This is a genomic window from Roseovarius pelagicus, from assembly GCF_025639885.1.
Classification (GTDB): domain Bacteria; phylum Pseudomonadota; class Alphaproteobacteria; order Rhodobacterales; family Rhodobacteraceae; genus Roseovarius; species Roseovarius pelagicus.
Genome location: NZ_CP106739.1, coordinates 24,982 through 40,036 on the forward strand (window position 1 = coordinate 24,982; position 15,055 = coordinate 40,036).

General features: G+C 59.8%; 18 protein-coding genes and 4 pseudogenes. 11 read left to right on the top strand and 11 right to left on the bottom strand.

Translation table 11 applies throughout. From position 1 onward, the window contains the following. Positions 1 to 158: 158 nt before the first annotated feature. A complete protein-coding gene (gene repC / locus N7U68_RS20145; protein ID WP_263049295.1) occupies positions 159 to 434 on the bottom strand; it encodes a replication initiation protein RepC in 276 nt (91 codons plus the stop codon). A 94-nt stretch (positions 435 to 528) separates the two neighbouring features. Then, positions 529 to 850 (bottom strand): annotated as a pseudogene (locus tag N7U68_RS20150) (chromate transporter); the annotation flags it as partial. Between the two features lie 365 nt (positions 851 to 1,215). Here N7U68_RS20150 and N7U68_RS20160 point away from each other — a divergent pair. The 3 genes and pseudogenes from N7U68_RS20160 (at position 1,216) to N7U68_RS20170 (ending at position 2,983) form a co-directional block, all read left to right on the top strand. Then, positions 1,216 to 1,581 (top strand): hypothetical protein, encoded by a 366-nt coding sequence (locus N7U68_RS20160; protein ID WP_263049296.1) that lies wholly within the window; start codon positions 1,216 to 1,218, stop codon positions 1,579 to 1,581. 52 nt (positions 1,582 to 1,633) lie between these two features. Next, positions 1,634 to 1,819, top strand: a pseudogene (locus N7U68_RS20165) (IS630-like element ISSpo6 family transposase); the annotation flags it as partial. A 72-nt stretch (positions 1,820 to 1,891) separates the two neighbouring features. Continuing rightward, positions 1,892 to 2,983 (top strand): IS630 family transposase, encoded by a 1,092-nt coding sequence (locus tag N7U68_RS20170; protein WP_263049297.1) that lies wholly within the window; start codon positions 1,892 to 1,894, stop codon positions 2,981 to 2,983. 20 nt (positions 2,984 to 3,003) lie between these two features. Here the strand turns inward: N7U68_RS20170 and N7U68_RS20175 are convergent, their stop codons facing one another. After that, positions 3,004 to 3,900 carry a LysR family transcriptional regulator gene (locus N7U68_RS20175; RefSeq protein WP_263049298.1) on the bottom strand — a complete coding sequence of 299 codons (897 nt, stop codon included), beginning with the start codon at positions 3,898 to 3,900 and terminating at the stop codon, positions 3,004 to 3,006. 127 nt (positions 3,901 to 4,027) lie between these two features. Between N7U68_RS20175 and N7U68_RS20180 the strand changes: the two genes are divergently transcribed. From N7U68_RS20180 to wrbA, 6 genes are all read left to right on the top strand, one after another. Further along, the gene (locus N7U68_RS20180; RefSeq protein WP_263049299.1) at positions 4,028 to 4,606 is read left to right on the top strand and encodes an NADPH-dependent F420 reductase; all 579 of its coding nucleotides are present in this window, start codon (positions 4,028 to 4,030) and stop codon (positions 4,604 to 4,606) included. A 29-nt stretch (positions 4,607 to 4,635) separates the two neighbouring features. After that, positions 4,636 to 5,079, top strand: a complete 444-nt coding sequence (locus N7U68_RS20185; protein ID WP_263049300.1) for a DoxX family protein — start codon at positions 4,636 to 4,638, stop codon at positions 5,077 to 5,079. Positions 5,080 to 5,141: 62 nt separating this feature from the next. Continuing rightward, positions 5,142 to 5,969, top strand: coding sequence for a VOC family protein (locus N7U68_RS20190; protein ID WP_263049301.1), 828 nt, complete (start codon positions 5,142 to 5,144; stop codon positions 5,967 to 5,969). A 38-nt stretch (positions 5,970 to 6,007) separates the two neighbouring features. Beyond that, on the top strand, positions 6,008 to 6,985 hold the full coding sequence (locus tag N7U68_RS20195; RefSeq protein WP_263049302.1) for a glutathione S-transferase family protein: 978 nt from the start codon (positions 6,008 to 6,010) through the stop codon (positions 6,983 to 6,985). 120 nt (positions 6,986 to 7,105) lie between these two features. Beyond that, a complete protein-coding gene (locus tag N7U68_RS20200) occupies positions 7,106 to 8,014 on the top strand; it encodes a pirin family protein (RefSeq protein ID WP_263049303.1) in 909 nt (302 codons plus the stop codon). 47 nt (positions 8,015 to 8,061) lie between these two features. Further along, the gene (gene wrbA, locus N7U68_RS20205) at positions 8,062 to 8,655 is read left to right on the top strand and encodes an NAD(P)H:quinone oxidoreductase (RefSeq protein ID WP_166195028.1); all 594 of its coding nucleotides are present in this window, start codon (positions 8,062 to 8,064) and stop codon (positions 8,653 to 8,655) included. Positions 8,656 to 8,809: 154 nt separating this feature from the next. On the opposite strand, the pseudogene N7U68_RS20210 reads toward wrbA, so the two are convergent. The 6 genes and pseudogenes from N7U68_RS20210 to N7U68_RS20235 form a co-directional block, all read right to left on the bottom strand. After that, positions 8,810 to 9,084, bottom strand: a pseudogene (locus tag N7U68_RS20210) (DUF932 domain-containing protein); the annotation flags it as partial. Between the two features lie 192 nt (positions 9,085 to 9,276). Continuing rightward, positions 9,277 to 10,167 carry a cation diffusion facilitator family transporter gene (locus N7U68_RS20215; RefSeq protein ID WP_120352568.1) on the bottom strand — a complete coding sequence of 297 codons (891 nt, stop codon included), beginning with the start codon at positions 10,165 to 10,167 and terminating at the stop codon, positions 9,277 to 9,279. A 213-nt stretch (positions 10,168 to 10,380) separates the two neighbouring features. Continuing rightward, a complete protein-coding gene (locus N7U68_RS20220; RefSeq protein WP_120352567.1) occupies positions 10,381 to 10,767 on the bottom strand; it encodes a hypothetical protein in 387 nt (128 codons plus the stop codon). A 61-nt stretch (positions 10,768 to 10,828) separates the two neighbouring features. Then, entirely contained in the window at positions 10,829 to 11,140 is a 312-nt protein-coding gene (locus N7U68_RS20225; protein WP_263049304.1) for a type II toxin-antitoxin system RelE/ParE family toxin, read from the bottom strand. Beyond that, entirely contained in the window at positions 11,118 to 11,372 is a 255-nt protein-coding gene (locus tag N7U68_RS20230; protein ID WP_263049305.1) for a type II toxin-antitoxin system ParD family antitoxin, read from the bottom strand. The genes N7U68_RS20225 and N7U68_RS20230 overlap by 23 nt, the downstream gene beginning before the upstream one ends. 157 nt (positions 11,373 to 11,529) lie before the next feature. After that, positions 11,530 to 11,930 (bottom strand): annotated as a pseudogene (locus tag N7U68_RS20235) (single-stranded DNA-binding protein). Positions 11,931 to 12,362: 432 nt separating this feature from the next. Between N7U68_RS20235 and N7U68_RS20240 the strand changes: the two are divergent. Both N7U68_RS20240 and N7U68_RS20245 read left to right on the top strand, forming a co-directional pair. Beyond that, positions 12,363 to 12,518 (top strand): hypothetical protein, encoded by a 156-nt coding sequence (locus tag N7U68_RS20240; protein WP_240910506.1) that lies wholly within the window; start codon positions 12,363 to 12,365, stop codon positions 12,516 to 12,518. 204 nt (positions 12,519 to 12,722) lie between these two features. Next, positions 12,723 to 13,817, top strand: a complete 1,095-nt coding sequence (locus N7U68_RS20245) for a Fic family protein (RefSeq protein ID WP_185805164.1) — start codon at positions 12,723 to 12,725, stop codon at positions 13,815 to 13,817. A 147-nt stretch (positions 13,818 to 13,964) separates the two neighbouring features. On the opposite strand, the gene N7U68_RS20250 is transcribed toward N7U68_RS20245, so the two are convergent. Both N7U68_RS20250 and N7U68_RS20255 read right to left on the bottom strand, forming a co-directional pair. Next, entirely contained in the window at positions 13,965 to 14,129 is a 165-nt protein-coding gene (locus N7U68_RS20250; RefSeq protein ID WP_162931916.1) for a hypothetical protein, read from the bottom strand. A gap of 386 nt (positions 14,130 to 14,515) precedes the next feature. Continuing rightward, positions 14,516 to 14,989 carry a UCP036055 family protein gene (locus N7U68_RS20255; RefSeq protein ID WP_263049306.1) on the bottom strand — a complete coding sequence of 158 codons (474 nt, stop codon included), beginning with the start codon at positions 14,987 to 14,989 and terminating at the stop codon, positions 14,516 to 14,518. Positions 14,990 to 15,055 lie beyond the last annotated feature (66 nt).

The following is a 15,055-nucleotide window of genomic DNA, read 5'->3' on the forward strand; positions in this document are numbered from 1 at the left end:
CGACATCCAAGATCGGCGACGCACATCGGCAGCATCTCGCACCTAAGGTGATATAACTGTTTTTTATCAATTATTTATTGATTTTGAGAAATCGACAGAAATCTCCCTGAAGACCTGCCTACAACTGTGAACACGGTGCATTTTTCAATCTTGAAGCATCACGTTGCCTTACCGCCAAGTCTGCAATAGAAGCAGTATTCGAGGTGCAGATTCCTTGCCCCAGCCTTCTCGACCATGCCGCGCAGATATCCGCCCGGCGAGGCAACCTCACCCGTGCTATGCTTTTCGAACACGAGCGCAAACGCCGCCGTTGCCACCTGTGTGCCCATTCGGTCCTGAGCCACGTTCCAAGCATGCTCCGAAATCCCGATCATCGGCCTGAGTTGCCCGGCAACCCGATGCAGATCGCCCCAATCCTTCAGGAATCCGCCCATATTACGCGCCCAGGACGCGAACTCTGGACAGGCCTGCATGATTGTTGGCAGGTCAAGCGCGGTCCGGTTCTTGCGCAAAGCCGGGCAGGAACAACGCAAGTAACGCGATGATTGCACCGGACACGCTATTGGGTTTCGGCTCCAGCACCGCACCGAGACAAGCGATTAAGGCCGCGAGCGCCACGTGCCAGCCAGCCCGCATCATACCGAGTGCGAAACTGACTTGGCTCGAGGCTGGGCCGGGCAGGAACTGGCACAGCGCCACCAGATCGGCGTAGGCGTGATCGCTCAGCCACTTGCGTTGCGTACCTAGCTCGTCGCGGAATACCCAGACGCGCCATCGGCCCACCGAAGGAAGTCAGGCAAAGCTTGAAGAAGGTGGAAAAAACCTCGCCCGACGTTCCTTGTGCTCGCATGTCGCGGCGACAACGATCTCCAGGACGCAGAGTCCATTTGATCGCCCGACGCTGGAAGTGGCAGATATCTTTCGTCGTCATCGTGATGCCTATCGTTCGGCCAAAGATGGTCATACCGGTCGCGTGGAGCGCCGCGAAATGTCGGCCATCGAGCGTTGCCAGACCCGGATGGACGGTCGCGCAGGCTTATCGACCCATCCTTTCGTTGTTCGCAGGCGGCAACGAGGCAGGCGGAAGCCCGCCGTTTCTGCCACATTATGGCCTGGTGATGTTCGTTATGCCTGACTTCTGCCGCGCTCAGCACTATCTATTCGATAACACTTGAAGCGGAGCGAGCTATGAGATTTTCTCGAACACTGGCCGTAATGGCAATTGCAGCCGTATCGATGGCCGCCGTGCCTGCATCGGCAGACCCTGGGCGCGGCAAGGGCAAGGCGCACGGCGACTACCGCAACGGATTTACAGGACACTGCCCGCCGGGACTTGCAAAAAAGAACCCGCCCTGTGTGCCGCCGGGGCAGGCACGCAAGTCCTATGATCACTACGGCTCCAGAATCGGGGACATCCTTCGCATCGGTGATTACGTGGTTATTCGCGATCCCCGTAGGCTAAATCTAGAGCCGCGTGACGATTGGCGCTATTATCGCGAGGGCAACCGGGCCTATCGGGTTGATCGTGACACCAGAAAGATCCTCTCCGTCATCAACCTTATCGATGCCTTCACAAACTGAACCGTCGGCGTTGATGATCGGCTCTGACGCAGTTTTGGTGCAGATTGAAAATCTGCCGCCGTACTCATCCGACTTGAACCCAATCGAAATGGCGTTCTCGAAACACCAAGCGCATCTGCGACGGATCGGGGCCAGAATATTCGACCAGATGTTCGACGCACTCGCGGAAGTCTGCGATCTGTTCACACCGCAGGAATGCTGGAATTACTTCTGCGAAGCAGGATATGGATCAAGTTAAAGGCTCGATGCTCTAGTGTTCTGCACCTGACGTAGGATTCCCGCCGGCGCCGCTCTGTGGCATGGTCCGCGGATGAGACGCTCCGATATCTGCCTCTACCTTGGCCCCGCCGACCGCGCTGAGATTCAAGCTTTGCTGAGCAACCGCAACACGCCGCGCAAGCTTGCCTGGCGGGCCGAGATCGTGCTGGTGACGGCGGACGGTCAGGGCACCGTCGAGATCATGCGGCGGACGGGCATGTCGAAGCCGACGGTCTGGCGCTGGCAGGAGCGGTATCTGGACGAAGGTGTGTTGGGGCTCAAGCGGGATAAGACGCGGCCCTCTCGGGTGCCGCCTCTGCCCAGAGAGGTTCGGCTGAAGGTGATCGCGAAGACCGTGCAGGAAACGCCGGCCAATGCCACGCACTGGAGCCGCGCGACGATGGCCGAGGCGGTGGGCATATCGCCCTCGAGCGTGGGGCGCATATGGGCGGATGCAGGGCTGAAGCCGCATATCGTGAAGGGGTTCAAGGTTTCGAACGACCCGATGTTCGAGGCGAAGGTCACCGAGATCGTGGGGCTCTACCTCGACCCGCCGGACCGTGCGGTCGTGCTGTGCGTCGACGAGAAATCCCAGATACAGGCGCTCGACCGGACACAGCCCGGGCTGCCGCTGAAGAAGGGGCGCGCGGCGACCATGACCCACGACTACAAGCGCCATGGCACCACCACCCTCTTCGCCGCGCTGGACGTCAAGTCGGGTCTGGTCATCGGCGACTGCATGCCGCGCCACCGCGCAAAGGAGTTTCTGAACTTCCTCCGCCGGATCGATCGGGCGGTGAAGAAACCTCGCGACATCCACATCGTGCTCGACAACTACGCCACCCACAAGACGCCCGAGGTGCAGGCCTGGCTGGAAAAACATCCGCGCTTCAATCTGCATTTCACGCCCACCAGCGCGTCTTGGTTGAACCTGGTCGAGCGCTTCTTCGCCGAGATCACCGCGAAGCGCATCCGACGGGGCAGTTACTCCAGCGTCGACGATCTCGAGGGCGCCATCTACGACTACCTTCTGCTGCACAACGCAAAGCCGAAACCCTTTGTCTGGAGCAAGACCGCCGATGACATCATCGCCCGCGAATGCCGCGCGCTTGATGCCCTCGATGAAATCAGGGGAAATCGGTAGCAACCGTCTGACTCGGAACACTAGAGGATCGCGGTAGACCGGATATCCTCGGCGGCGAAGTCGATCAATGCGCGGATCTTGCGTGGCAGGGCCCGACCCTCCAGATAGACCGCGCTGACTGGACCGCTGTCGCCTCTGAATTCCTCCAGCAAGGGGAGCAGCGCCCCGGTCTCGATGGTGTCGCGCAAGGCGAACTGCGGAATGTTGGCGATCCCCATGCCGCCGACGGCCAGATCCATGGCCGCGCGCGCCGAGTTGACCTGAAAACGCCCCCGGATCTGAACAACTGTCTCGGTCCCATTTCTTTCGAAGACCCATTTGTGCGGAACCCGCCGGTTGGTGTCCACAACACAGGTATGGTTGGTGAGTTCTTCGGGCGAGTCGGGTTTCCCGTGTGCTCGGATATAGTCCGGGCTCGCCACCAGGAGGCTGCTGAAGGTGCCAAGCCTGAGCGTCTTGAGCGACAGCATGTCGGACCGGCCGATGCGAAACGCCAGATCGATGCCCTCGCTTGCCAAGTCGACGTAGCGATCGTTGAGCCGCAGATCGAGCGTAAGATCCGGGTTCTGCCGGGCAAACCGTGCCAGCATCCCCGTGACGTAAACTTCGCCGAACGTCACGGGAGCCGAGATGCGAATGATGCCGGTCAGCCCGCGCGATCCCTCCGCGACGCTGCCGAGCAGGTCATCGAGATCATCGAGCAGCGCGGGCGCCCGCGCAATCAGGTCCTCGCCCGCCGGCGTCAGCCCCACCTTGCGGGTGGTCCGCTGAAGCAAGCGGGCACCGAGGCGTTGCTCGAGCGCAGCCACATATTTGGAAGTCAGCCGGTTCGACACCCCCAGCTGATGGGCGGCCGCGGTGAACGAGCCCGTCTGCGCGGTGGCCACGAAGGCCCGGAGTTCATCGACGATATCCATGGCAGTTACTTAGTACGCTTTGTAGATAGTCATTCTCCATAGTCGCCATTTCATTGACTAAAGGCAAGGCGTATCTTCCTGACAGATCAAACAGCGCCTGAAGGCGCGCACTGAAAGGAAAGAAGTCATGAAAATCGCAATCATTGGTAACGGCAATGTCGGATCCGGTCTGGCAAATGTCCTGAGCAAAACACAACATGAGGTCGGGACCTTTGGTCGCGCCGACGATATGGCAAACGCCGTGACTGAGGCCGATATCGTTATTCTCGCGACACCCTATGGGGCAGTTGCCGAAATCGCCGACCAGGCAGACTTCAACGGCAAGATCGTCATCGATGTGTCCAACCCCGTCACCGAGGATTTCTCGGCCCTGCAACTCGGTACCACCACGTCGGCCGCCGAGGCGATCGCTGCGCTCGTTCCGGGAGCGTTCGTCGTGAAGGCCTTCAACACGATCTTCGCCCAGCACTATGCGGGGGATCTCAAGCTGGACGGTCAGCCGTTGCAGACCTTTATCGCCGCCGACGACGAGACGGCGCGCGACACCGTGAAAACGCTGGCCGCAGAGGCCGGGTTCGAGCCGATCGATGCCGGCCCCCTGTTCACTGCCCGTCAGTTAGAGCCGCTCGGCTTCCTGAATATCCAGTTCGGCTATGTGCTCGGAAAAGGCACAGAGATCGCGCCGCGCTGGCAGTTTTCCGCCTGACCCAACCTCCCGAACAAAGGAAAAAGACAATGTCCAACGCAAACCATCATAGCCCGCCTCAATCACCGGTGATTCCCGGTGTGGCAAATGCCGATCTGGCAGCCACAATCCTGCGCGTCTCTCTGGGAATACTGTTCATCGCCCATGGCTGGCTGAAACTGGCGATCTTCACGCCGGCTGGAACGGCCGCCTTCTTCGAAAGCCTCGGCTTTCCAGGGGCGCTTGCCTATCTCGTGATGGCCGCCGAGCTCGCTGGCGGCGTGGCGCTGATCCTCGGCGTCTGGACCCGCTGGGTGTCGCTCGCGTTGGTGCCGGTTCTGCTCGGCTCGATCTACGCGCCGCATGGCGCGGCCGGCTTCTTCTTCTCGAATGAAGGCGGCGGCTGGGAGTATCCGGCGCTTTGGGCGATCACACTGGTCGTGCAGGCCCTGCTGGGCGACGGCGCCTATGCGCTCAAGCGCAGCCGGACCTGATCCGATCCGTCCTCATGGTGCGGGGCAATCAGCCCCGCACGCTTCCGCACAGGAGTTTCACGATGACCAATCCAACCGAAAATTTCGACATGAATACCGCGCCGATCCGCATCAATACCGTTCGGCTCAGGGTGCGGGATCTCGATGCCGTTTCGTCCTTCTACCGTGACGTTCTGGGGCTGGTGCCGCTGGCAGAGGCCGGAAGCAGCGTGACACTGGGCACCGAAGAGACGCCGCTGCTGCATCTTGACGGCGACCCGTCGTTACGCCCGCGCGATCCCAGGCAAGCGGGGCTGTTTCACACCGCCTTTCTGTTGCCATCGCGCGGCGAACTTGCCCGCTGGCTTGGCCATGTGACCGAAACGGGCGTGCGGCTGCAGGGCGCATCGGATCACATCGTCAGCGAAGCGATCTATCTAGCCGATCCCGAAGGCAATGGCATCGAGGTCTATGTCGACCGTCCGCCAAGCCAGTGGCGCGATCGCGCGGGTGATATCCGTATGGCGACTGACCCTCTGGACCTTGAGGGCCTGATGCGCGCGGCGCAAGGCCGGACATGGGCCGGATTTCCGAAGGGCGGCATCATCGGCCACGTTCATTTACAGATCGGCGACACGAAAGAGGCGGATCGCTTCTACCGCGACGCCCTCGGCTTCGCCATCGCGGCGACCTATCCGGGCGCGAGCTTCTACGGCAGCGGCGGTTATCACCACCAGTTGGCCGGCAACATCTGGAACAGCCGCAATGCCGGGACGCGGGACCCGTCCGAGGCGGGGCTGAGCGAAATAACCCTCGGCGTCGATCCGACGGCGCGTCAGGCGATCACGCAGCGCCTTGGCGGCGACCGCTTTGCCGATCCTTGGGGCACCGCCTTCGCGCTGGCGCAGTGACGCACTTTGCGAACCTGATAGTAAAAAGGAGACAAGACATGCTTGTGAATGGAAAATGGGTCGAGAACTGGCAGCCTGTGCAGAAGGCCGATGAACAGGGGCGTTTCGTGCGCCAGGTTTCGGAGTTCCGGAACTGGATCACCCCCGATGGGCGTCCCGGCCCCACGGGCGAGGGTGGTTTCGAGGCCGAGGCCGGGCGGTATCGGCTCTATGTCGCGCTGATCTGCCCGTGGGCCTCGCGAACCCTGATCGCACGGCGGCTCAAGGGGCTAGCGGATCTGATCCCCGTCACGGTGGTCAACCCGACGCTGACCGATCAGGGCTGGCGGTTCGGCGGCTATCCGGGCGCGGATGAGGACCCGCTTTACGGATCGAGTTACATGCATGAACTCTATACCCGTGCCGATCCGCATGTTTCGGGCCGCGCCACCGTGCCGGTATTGTGGGACATGAAGCGCGGCGTCATGGTGAACAACGAAAGCGCCGACATCGTGCGCATGTTTGATACCGCCTTCGAAGCGATCGCCCCATCCGATCTGCGTCTCTATCCCGCCGCTTTGGCCGACGAGATCGACGTGCTGAACAGGCAGATTTACGAAAGCCTCAATAACGGGGTCTACAAGGCCGGGTTCGCCTCCAGCCAAGAGGCCTATGACGAGGCCGTCGATGGGGTGTTCGCGATGCTGGACCAATTGGAGACGCGCCTCGGTGACGACCGCCCGTATCTGTTCGGCGACGAGTTGACCGAAACCGATATTCGTGCCTTCGTGACGCTCATCCGGTTCGACGCGGCCTATCACGGATTGTTCAAGACCAACCGTCGGCAAATCGCGGATTACCCGCATCTTTCAGCGCATATGGAACGCGTGCTGCGGCTGCCGGGCGTCGCGGAAACGGTGAACATGGATCACATCACGCGAGGCTATTATTCGATCAAGGCGTTGAATCCGACGGGCATCCGGCCGGCCGGCCCGGCGCATGTCCGGCGTTTGCTTGACGTAGTCGCGGCCGACTGACGGAACCCGCTTGCGCGGCATTGGGATCTGCGCGCAATCGCACAGCCGATGCCACTTCTTCGCCAACAGCGATTTCGCCTCCAAGGGCCATCTTGGATGTATAAGAATAAAGGAGCCTCCATGACGTTCAGACCAGTCGCAGCGACCAGCAAGGCGCAACCCGCACTGGAAGGTGCGGGCGTGCATCTGCAGCGTGTTTTCGGATTCGACGATCCTTCGTTAACCGATCCGTTTCTGATGATGGACGATTTTCGCAACGATGATCCTCGGCTTTATTCCAAGGGGTTCCCTTGGCATCCGCATCGCGGGATCGAAACGATCACCTATGTTCTGGACGGTCAGGTCGAGCATGCCGATTCGCTTGGGAACCGCGGCCTGCTCGGCCCGGGCAGCGTTCAGTGGATGACCGCCGGATCGGGTATCGTGCATCAAGAAATGCCTTCAGGCAACTCCAAGGGTCAGATGCACGGCTTCCAGCTCTGGGCCAACCTGCCCTCTTCGCTCAAGATGACGGCGCCGCGCTACCAAGACATTACCGCCGGAGACATACCTGTCGAGGGCGACGATGACGGCACGGTGGTCAAGGTCATCACCGGCTCGTTCTGGGGCAAGACCGGCCCAGTGGACGGAATCGCAGCCAACCCGATGCTGCTCGGTGTCTCGGTTCCTGCCGGGCGGCGCAAGGTGCTTCCGGTGGACACGCGGGCCAATGCACTGGCCTATGTCTTTGCTGGTTCCGGCACTTTCCGCGATGCCAGCGACCCTGTAGGCATCAAGGTTGAAAAGGAATATCGCGGGACCGAGCTGAACATCCGCGACATGACCGGAAACCGCACGCTGGTCCGTTTCGGATCCGGCGACGAGATCACGGTTCAGGCTGGCGACGAAGGCATCCGTTTCCTGCTGATGACCGGCAGACCGATTCAGGAACCTGTCGCCTGGCATGGCCCCATCGTGATGAACACCCAGAAGGAATTGCGCCAGGCACTCCTCGAACTGAACAACGGCACCTTCATAAAGCACGCGTGAGGATGCCGCCCGATACGAAAAACCAACCAACTGAAAAGGAAAAGACAATGGCACAGCCCAAGATCGCAATTATCTTCTACTCGACCTACGGAACCAACCATGCCGTCGCCTTGGCGGCGGCAGAGGCAGCCCGCGACGCAGGCGCGGATGTCCGCCTTCGCCGCGTTCCCGAGACGGCCCCGAAAGAGGTTGTCGAAACCCAGGACGTCTGGAAAGCGCAACTGGACAAGATGGGCGATATCCCCGAAGCGACGGCCGACGACATGGCATGGGCCGACGGTTATTTCTTCTCGACACCGACCCGTTTCGGCGTGGCCGCCAGCCAGCTTCGGGCCTTCATTGATACGCTGGGCGGGCTCTGGGGTGCCGGCAAGCTGGCCAACAAGACCTTCACGGCCACGACGAGCGCCCAGAATCCGCATGGCGGTCAGGAAGCGACCATTCTTAGCCTGTACACCACTGCAATGCATTGGGGCGCCATCATTGTCGCGCCGGGTTTTACCGATCAGTCGATTTTTGACGCTGGCGGCAACCCCTACGGCTTCTCGACCAACGCCAATGGCTTTGACGATGCTGGGAAGGCGGCAGTGACCCATCAGGCCAGGCGCCTGGTCGAGATGACCGGAAAGATCACCGGCTGATCGAGACGGCAGATCGCGGGCGATATCGCGGCGCAAACCAGCGCGCCCCACCGCCCGCGAAACCGGTCATACGCAGCAAAAATATCAGTTCGTGGGACAAGAAGACTGCTGTTGCGAAGTCGTTAATGTCGTTTTGCACAAATAAGTTCAGCAGTTTTTTACCCTTCGGCAGGATCAACTGCAACCGGCGGGGCCGTCGCGCACCGCCTCGACCCGGATATCGCCGGTCTGCAACACCCGGCTGCGGCTGCGCGCGTAGCGACCTTGCACGTTGGCTGCGAGATCGTCCAGTGAAAGATACTGCTCGTCATCGGGTCGGCTGAATCATTCGGGCGACATCCGCCCGTTCCGCTCGCCCCGGCTGACATCTACCTTATAGCCACCTGCCCTTGTTGGTAGTACAGCGTCCAAGAATTCCACAACACCCATCGGCATTCCTCCGTGATAGGCGCTGGAAGCCACTCTCCCAGCCTTTAACCCGTCGCGAAAGCAACCAACACCTCTTTGACTGTTAACTCCGCAGCTTGATGGAAAATTTTTGCGACGAAACGTGGCTTGCCGAACGCTCACCATGCCAAGCATTCTTTCAGTTGAGATGATGTGATGGTCATTCAACGCGCTCTATTCTAACACGACAATTCCAGTGCGCTTTGACTTATGCTCAGGTTCAACGTGGATGGTGATGCGCGCATCTGGAACCGCTTTGGCGATACCAACCTCAACTCTGTCACAGATCTCGTGGGCGTCGAAAACCGTCATTTCGCTTGGGACCACAAGATGAAATTCTACAAAGGTCGCACTGCCCGCATGACGGGTCCTGAGATCGTGCGCTTCGACCGCTCCGGCCGCTTCGATTGAGATGGCTTCACGTATGCTGGCCAGAATCTCTTCTGGAACCGCCTCATCCATCAGGCCGCTCAGCGACTCTTTCACGACGCGAGAACCAGACCATATGATATTGATCGCAACCAATGCAGCCATAAGCGGGTCAAGGACCCACCATCCGGTAGCAAGTGCAAGAAGAACTCCCATCGCGACGCCTGCGGACGTAAAGACATCGGTCCATAGATGCCTCCCATCGGCGACCAACGCTGGAGATTTCAGTAGACGCCCTCTTCGAACCAGCACGAAGGCCCACATCGCATTGAGCATCGTGGCCGTTCCGTTCACCAGAAGGCCCTCTATCGGAGCGCCAAGCGCGCGAGGGCTTAGGAAGCCTTCGTACGCCTCCCGCAGGATGAATATCGCCGCTACGATGATCATCACCCCCTCTAGGACGGCGCTGAAGAACTCAGCCTTGTGGTGACCAAAGGGATGATTTGCGTCCGGCGGTCGCGCCGCGATCCGTATCGCAACGAGCGCGGCGAACGCAGTTGCGAGGTTCACAGTGCTTTCGAGCGCGTCCGAGAGCAACGCCACGGAGCCTGTCATCAGCCATGCCAGTGTCTTTAACGCTAGAACAATGCTCCCAACGACAAGACTTCCAAAAGCAAGTTTGAGCGCAGAATGCATTTTTGCTCCGATATAAAGGCATTTGAATTACAGGTCGGCAATGAACTATTCAACCTATTGAATTTGCCAATGATAATGCCTCTCACTCCGAACAGGAAGCACACCGGTCGCTAAATCAACCAACACCTCTCTGACTCTCAAACGCAGGCCGAGGTCGAAGTACCGCCTGTTGGCAAGCAGCCCGGCGCAGGCACAGTGACACCGGGTGCTGACCTAACTGTTCGGGCGAGACTTCAAGCTGGCCATCGCATCAAGGAAGGCCTGATCCAGCACCGGATCGTCCCATCTGCCAGCGACGGCCATCCAGCGATCAAGGTCCTCCCGGAAACCCGGATCATCGCTCTTGATGTGAAACGTGAACAGGCGGTTGACGATGTCCCGCATCAGGCTTGCCATCTGGGCGTCGTCGATATGGGCGGCCTCAAGCCATGGTATTTCGCGGCCCTCCGCATCGATCACGAGGACATCGGAATAATCCCCCGTCTTGGTTGTTGGCACCGTGCCTGCGTGCAGGTCTTCGAGGCGCGAATTGCGGATGCAGATCATGGCCATGATCTTCGCAAGATTGGCCGCGATGCGGTCTTCGTCAGCGGGTTTCATGGTCAAATCCTCATGTGGTAGATAAATATCGACTGTCGGCTTGTGTGACACAAGGACAGGATCATTCGTTGAGATAAGCCGTCCAATTTTGCCGCGCATGCACAATACGCAGCACGCTTACCCAGCTGGCTTCGATCCGATAGATGATGAGATGGGACCCTGAGCGGTACACCCGCACCGGTGGGCGAATTTCGAGCCGTTCGCGCGCGATTTCCGGGTGTCGGACCAGCAGGGACATATCGCTGGCAATCGCGAGGATGTAGGTTTCGGCCTGGCCAACAGACCAGATGCGCACGGTATAATCCCAGATCGCGTCCAGATCGCTCAAAGCTGCGGGGGACAGCCTGTATTCAGTGACCGGTGGTGTCGGCATTATGTTCTCGCTTGCCGGCAAGAAATGCTTCGACATCCAAATGCCTTGCGGGACCACTGGCGATGCCCTCATCGACGAGCTGTTGCAGCTCCGCAATGGCGCGGTGGCGGTCCTGATCTCGTCGGATCAGATCGCGCACGTAGTCACTGGCGTTGCTGTAGCGCCCATCCTTGGTTTGCGCCTCGACCCAGATCTTCATCGGATCGGGCAATGAGACATTCATCGTGGCCATGGTCTTGATCTCCTTTGTCATGAAGATGGCATAGATTGCCAAAGTTTGTCAATAAGTGCGCCAGCGCCAGACTGGACCTAACCGGCTACGGCGCTCCCCGAACCCGGCGGGTTGTCCCGTCGGGCCCGAGGGGGAGACCCGGCGGGTGAACCCACCCTCAGAACGGGATCTCGTCGTCGCGGTCGACCAGCTCGGGGTCTTGGCCCTCGGCTGATTTCGGACGGCTAAGGAAGTTTCGGCGATGATCTCGCAGCCGTAGCGGTCAATGCCCATGCTATCGATCCACTTGCTGTAGTGGATACGGCCGTGGGCGAGGACCTTCATGCCCTTTTCGCAATGCTCCGTGACCGTCTTGCTGAGACCGTTGAAGCAGGTGATGCGGTGCCATTCCGTGTCCATGACCCGGTAGCCGTTGTCGTCGCGCATCACGCGACCTTCCGAGAGGCGGGAGCGCGAGGTGGCAAGGCTGAAGTTGGTGATCTGGGTGCTCGCGCCTTTCGTGGTGCGGGCTTCGGGGTTCTGACCGATGTTGCCGGCGAGGATGACGATGCTCTGCATGGGTAAGCTCCTGTGTTTCCTGTCTTCGGGACCGTCCCTTCGACAAGACCCGAAAAAGCCCGTCGGGTGAGGCGTGCACGGCGGACGGCACGGACGCCGGAATCCCTCCAAAGGACCGGGGTGGAGCGGGCAGGACGCCACAGGCGGCCAACACGGCCCGGACTGACGCGGGGTTGGGCGCAGGAGACCGAACGGGATTAGGGGATTGTCAGTCGAACGAAGGACCCAGAGGACAGAGAGGCACGGGGAGCCCATGCCAGACCCTGTCACCTTGCCAGTCGAACTTATCTGAACCTAATCCCTGCACCTCTCTGGCGGTGACGAAAGTGACGATCATCGACTCGCGCCCTTCTGCCCCTGCCTGCCGGAAGTTTCGGGCCTATGCTGCAACGGGCTATCAATATCGGAACATTCAGGACACGGACCGCACCAATGGCTGATTTCGATCTCGAGGCCCTGTCGCTCAGCGAGCTGAAGAAAATGCAGAAGGATGTCGAAGGCGGCTTCCACCTATCAAGATCGACAAAAGGCGGTAGCCTGCGCCGGAACTGGGCTACTCTCTTGCCGAACTTGTCGGCTCCAAGGTGAAAACCACCCTTGTGCAATCCGCTGCGAAATCCTCACCACCTAAGAACCCTACAGCTCATCCGGTCTATCCGTGGGCGTGACCCGAAGTGGTTCGTTGACGCATTCAAGGCGGGCACAGACCCAAGTTAAGAAAACAGCTTTTTACTGACATGACACGAAGATCATGTTAGCAAAGCGACACTTTCTTAACACGAGGCAGGGAACATGTTAAAGCCGACCTATATCATCCCCACCCTGCCCCCGACGGCGGAAATCGAAACTATTCCTGTGCTCAAAGCGCTCGCTCGCGCTAGCCGTGCGCTTGCGGACCTGAAGGGGCAGGCAAAGACCATCCCAAATCAGGGCATTTTGATCGATACCCTCGCACTCCAGGAAGCCAAGGCCTCCTCCGAAGTCGAAAACATCGTCACGACGCAAGATGAGCTGTTTCAGGCGGACATCTTCCCCGACGATCCGCAATCCCCTGCGGCCAAAGAGGTCGCCCTTTATCGCGATGCTCTCCGGCTTGGCTATGCACGGTTGGGTGAAACCGGCGGTTTGATCCCCAACTCAGCGATCATCGACATGTTTCGTCTGCTGAAAGGGCGTAGTGATGGGTTTCGAGTAACACCGGGAACCGCCCTAAAGAACGAGAAGACCGAAGAGATCGTCTTTGTGCCGCCTCAGGATGCGCGCGAGATCGTCACCCACATGACCGCGTTGGAACGGTTTATCAACGATGACGGTCTCAGCGACCTTGATCCGCTGATCAAGATGGCGCTCATCCACCACCAATTCGAAAGCATCCACCCCTTTCCAGACGGAAACGGGCGAATCGGCCGCATTCTGAATGTCCTCTACCTTACCCGCACCGGGTTGCTCGACATCCCCGTGCTGTACCTGTCGCGTTTCATTACTCGCAACAAGGCGGACTACTATCAGCACCTGCAAGACGTGCGAGATACCGGAAACTGGGAGAACTGGGTCATCTACATGCTCGAGGCCGTTGCAGAGACCTCTGCGACGACCTTCGAGATTGTTACCGGTATCCGGCAGCAAATGGCGGACGTCAAGCATCGGCTGCGGTATGAGTTGCCCAAGATCTACAGCCAGGAACTGCTGAACAATCTCTTCCGCCACCCTTACACGCGGATCGAATACCTGCAGAAGGATCTGGATGTCAGCAGACAAACCGCTGCGAAGTATCTCGACACCTTGGCGGACCGGGGCTTTGTGGAAAAGCACCGGTCTGGGAAGAATAACTACTTCATCAACGTCGCCTTGGTGAAACTCTTCCTAGACGTCTCGGGCGGCCCGTAGGACTCTGACTAGCCTGACAATTCGAGGAAGGTGACGATCTGCCGGCCTGCATCGGCACTCTGTCTCGTTCAGCTGCGGCGACTGGCAGGCGTAGAACTCAGGTCGGCGCCCTTGCGCCGAACCTGAACCTTGGCGGAAACCGTGGGCCTAAGCCCACGGGTCAACCTCAACCAGTACCTGAACTTCGTCGCCGTCGATTTCATCGGCAGGGACGGCGCCGAAGGTTCCATCCCCAACTTGGAAGACGACGATCGAAACCATGAGCGTGGCGGCGAGGGAGGCGGCGAAGGCGTGTGCATCTTTGCGGGACATCTGTTTGGCTCCCGTCTTGGAGGCGGGGGACCATCCCTCGCGCGACAGGACCCCGCAGGCCCGAAGACTGGCTGACATCACCGGGTGCGTTCGGCTCGTCCGAATCCATCCGGCGGCACGGGCTCGCCCGTAGTCCGACCCCTCGCGGGGTGATCTCGAAGACGGGATTCGGGCCAAGGAAGGAAATGGCGAGCCGGGGATGGTCCCCTTACGACTGGAGCCGATTGTCCCGCTGATGCTTGGAACGCCGCGAGCCTCCCGGCCATGCTCTTGGTTGAAGACTCCTTCTTTGGGGATGGTTCCTTTGGTACCCCGCGAACTCAAAGGACAAGGTTGTGATGGTTGAGAGGCCCGCCCTTGGGCGGGCTCCTGGGTTTCAGTTGGGCTCAGGCGGCCAGGTCCGCGCCCCCTGCCCTTTCGCCGTCTTCGTCGCCGACGATTTCAAGTCGCGCATTGCGGTATCCTTCCTTGGCAATCCAGAGCTCGGCCGCAGTGATGGATTCCGCCAAATGCAACAGCTCGGTGTTGCCGCCGAAGTCGAGAAGCACGCGTACCTGCCCGGGCTTCGGTTCCTCGGCCACCTCGAAGACGAGGGCGCTGTCAGCGGAATGGCTGCGCATGATGGTGACGAGAATCACGCCGTCCGAGGAGAAGTTGCCCTCATGCAGCGTGAACGACGCGAGTGCTGTCCAGGTCGCGTAAGGCCCTGGTGGTTCCTTTTTCACGAGGCGCCCGACACCGTTCGAGCGCTCCCAGGCCGCCAGCTTCTTGGTGAAGCGTGCGGGCGGCTTGGAACTACCGTCGGTGTAGCGAATGAGCGCCCCGAGGGGGGCTGTGTCGATGATGATTGTTGCAGACATGATTCCTCATTCCGAATGCGAGCAGTCGCACTCATCTTATTGATATTGTTACGTTATAGGGTGATT

Coding starts and splice junctions, on each gene's coding strand:
- N7U68_RS20185 (WP_263049300.1), top strand. CDS start 4,636: ATGTCCAACGCAAACCATCATAGCCCGCCTCAATCACCGGTGATTCCC.
- N7U68_RS20160 (WP_263049296.1), top strand. CDS start 1,216: ATGGCAATTGCAGCCGTATCGATGGCCGCCGTGCCTGCATCGGCAGAC.
- N7U68_RS20170 (WP_263049297.1), top strand. CDS start 1,892: ATGAGACGCTCCGATATCTGCCTCTACCTTGGCCCCGCCGACCGCGCT.
- N7U68_RS20250 (WP_162931916.1), bottom strand. CDS start 14,129: ATGTCCCGCAAAGATGCACACGCCTTCGCCGCCTCCCTCGCCGCCACG.
- N7U68_RS20230 (WP_263049305.1), bottom strand. CDS start 11,372: ATGGCCACGATGAATGTCTCATTGCCCGATCCGATGAAGATCTGGGTC.
- N7U68_RS20215 (WP_120352568.1), bottom strand. CDS start 10,167: ATGCATTCTGCGCTCAAACTTGCTTTTGGAAGTCTTGTCGTTGGGAGC.
- repC (WP_263049295.1), bottom strand. CDS start 434: ATGGGCGGATTCCTGAAGGATTGGGGCGATCTGCATCGGGTTGCCGGG.
- N7U68_RS20195 (WP_263049302.1), top strand. CDS start 6,008: ATGCTTGTGAATGGAAAATGGGTCGAGAACTGGCAGCCTGTGCAGAAG.
- N7U68_RS20200 (WP_263049303.1), top strand. CDS start 7,106: ATGACGTTCAGACCAGTCGCAGCGACCAGCAAGGCGCAACCCGCACTG.
- N7U68_RS20245 (WP_185805164.1), top strand. CDS start 12,723: ATGTTAAAGCCGACCTATATCATCCCCACCCTGCCCCCGACGGCGGAA.
- N7U68_RS20225 (WP_263049304.1), bottom strand. CDS start 11,140: ATGCCGACACCACCGGTCACTGAATACAGGCTGTCCCCCGCAGCTTTG.
- N7U68_RS20220 (WP_120352567.1), bottom strand. CDS start 10,767: ATGAAACCCGCTGACGAAGACCGCATCGCGGCCAATCTTGCGAAGATC.
- N7U68_RS20175 (WP_263049298.1), bottom strand. CDS start 3,900: ATGGATATCGTCGATGAACTCCGGGCCTTCGTGGCCACCGCGCAGACG.
- N7U68_RS20190 (WP_263049301.1), top strand. CDS start 5,142: ATGACCAATCCAACCGAAAATTTCGACATGAATACCGCGCCGATCCGC.
- N7U68_RS20255 (WP_263049306.1), bottom strand. CDS start 14,989: ATGTCTGCAACAATCATCATCGACACAGCCCCCCTCGGGGCGCTCATT.
- N7U68_RS20180 (WP_263049299.1), top strand. CDS start 4,028: ATGAAAATCGCAATCATTGGTAACGGCAATGTCGGATCCGGTCTGGCA.
- wrbA (WP_166195028.1), top strand. CDS start 8,062: ATGGCACAGCCCAAGATCGCAATTATCTTCTACTCGACCTACGGAACC.
- N7U68_RS20240 (WP_240910506.1), top strand. CDS start 12,363: ATGGCTGATTTCGATCTCGAGGCCCTGTCGCTCAGCGAGCTGAAGAAA.